The sequence below is a fragment of the Deinococcus pimensis DSM 21231 genome (assembly GCF_000519345.1).
In the GTDB taxonomy this organism is placed as follows: Bacteria; Deinococcota; Deinococci; order Deinococcales; family Deinococcaceae; genus Deinococcus_A; species Deinococcus_A pimensis.
The window spans coordinates 1-1,985 of the sequence record NZ_KI912663.1 but is presented as its reverse complement, the minus strand read 5'-3'; the positions used below and the strand labels follow the sequence as shown (position 1 = coordinate 1,985).

Annotated in this window: 1 protein-coding gene and 1 rRNA gene; one reads left to right on the top strand and one right to left on the bottom strand. The window is 69.8% G+C overall.

Annotated features, from left to right (window positions below; genetic code table 11):
- Positions 1 to 254 precede the first annotated feature (254 nt).
- Positions 255 to 1,802, top strand: a complete 1,548-nt coding sequence (ilvA, locus tag DEIPI_RS0117525; RefSeq protein WP_281173235.1) for a threonine ammonia-lyase, biosynthetic — start codon at positions 255 to 257, stop codon at positions 1,800 to 1,802.
- 79 nt (positions 1,803 to 1,881) lie between these two features.
- Here the strand turns inward: ilvA and DEIPI_RS0117520 are convergent.
- Positions 1,882 to 1,985: ribosomal RNA gene (locus DEIPI_RS0117520) — 16S ribosomal RNA — on the bottom strand; the annotation flags it as partial.

Below are 1,985 nucleotides of genomic sequence, written 5' to 3'. Positions count from 1 at the left end.
GCGGGCGGCTGGCCCCTGTGGGAGGACGCCGCGCCGGGCGTGAGCCTGCTGCTGGGCGGGGAACGCTCGGACCTCGTGGGCCCGGCGGTGGCGGCGGATCTCGCCGCGACCCTCGCGGGGAGCGATTGGAGACCTTGGTCGTAGGGACGCGTGAACGGCCACGGCAGAAGCACCCGACCGCTCGGGTGCGTACGACGGTCACCCCGGTCGTAGGGACGCGTGAACGGCCACGGCAGAAGCACCCGACCGCTCGGGTGCGTACGCAGCTCACCCCGGTTGTAGAGTGTCCCATGGACCAGGAGTACATCGAACGCATCCTCACGTCTCGTGTGTACGAGGTGGCGCGGGAGACGGCTCTGCAGGAGGCGCCGCAGCTCTCGTCGCGGCTGGGTTGCCGGGTGCTGCTCAAGCGGGAGGATACCCAGCCGATCTTCTCGTTCAAGCTGCGCGGCGCGTACAACCGCATGAGTCACCTCACGGAGGAGGAGCGCGCGCGGGGGGTGATCTGCGCGTCGGCGGGGAATCACGCGCAGGGTGTGGCGTTCGCGGCGCAGCGGCTCGGGGTGCGCGCGGTGATCGTGATGCCCGCGACGACGCCGGAGATCAAGGTGTCGGCGGTGCGGGCACGCGGCGTGGAGGTCGTACTGACCGGCGACAGCTACAGCGACGCGGAGGCGCACGCGTTCGAGCTGCAGCGCGAGCTCGGCCTGACCTTCGTGCATCCGTACGACGATCCGCTCGTGATCGCCGGGCAGGGCACCATCGGGCTGGAGCTGCTGCGGCAGGTGCCGTCGAGGCCCTTCCGGGTGTTCGTGCCGATCGGTGGGGGCGGCCTCATTGCGGGGATCGCGGTGTTCCTGCGGTCGCTCGATCCGCGGATCGAGGTGATCGGGGTGGAGCCCGACGATTCGGACGCGATGAGCCGCAGCCTGGAGGCGGGCCGTCGGGTGCGGCTGGACTCGGTAGGGATCTTCGTGGACGGCGTGGCGGTCCGGCAGGTCGGGGAGCACACGTTCGACCTGACGCGGCGGTACGTGAAGGAGATCGTGCGGGTCTCCACGGACGAGGTGTGCGCGGCCATCAAGGATGTCTTCGAGGACACCCGCGCGGTCATGGAACCCGCGGGGGCGCTCGCGGTGGCGGGCATGAAGCGCTTCGCGCGGGAGCGCGGCGTGTCGGACGAGACGCTCGTGGCGCTCACCTGCGGCGCGAACGTGAACTTCGATCGGCTGCGGCACGTCGCGGAGCGCGCCGAGGTGGGCGAGCAGCGCGAGGCGATCCTCGCGGTGACGATCCCGGAGCGTCCCGGAGCGTTCAGGGCGTTCTGCCGCGCGGTGGGCGCGCGCAACATCACGGAGTTCAACTACCGCTACGCGCCCCGCGCGGACGCGAACGTGTTCGTGGGGGTGCAGCTGGGTCACCCGTCGGAGCGGGCGGCGCTGTGCGCGGCGCTGGAAGGCAGCGGGTACGGCGTGACGGACCTCACGGCGGACGAGGTGGCGAAGGTGCACGTGCGGCACATGGTGGGGGGCCGCGCGCCGGAAGCGCTCGACGAGCGTCTCCTGAGCTTCGAGTTCCCGGAACGTCCGGGCGCGCTGCTGCGTTTCCTGGAGTGCATGGGGGAGGACTGGAACATCAGTCTGTTCCACTACCGCAACCATGGGAGCGCGCACGGGCGGGTCCTCGCGGGCATTCAGGTGCCGGAGTCGGAACTGGGGGCGTTCCGGGCATTCCTGGAGACGCTGGGTTACCCGTGGCGGGACGAGAGCGAGAACGCGGCGTACCGGCTGTTCATGACCTGAGCCCGAAAGGAAGAAGCCCCCGACCGTGGTCGGGGGCTTCTGTGGCAGCAGCAGGGTTGGGTCGAGTGTGTGTCTGTAGAAAGGAGGTGATCCAACCGCACCTTCCGGTACAGTTACCTTGTTACGACTTCACCCCAGTCATCGCTCACAACCTAGGCACCTGCCTCGCGGCTCCCGGTGACT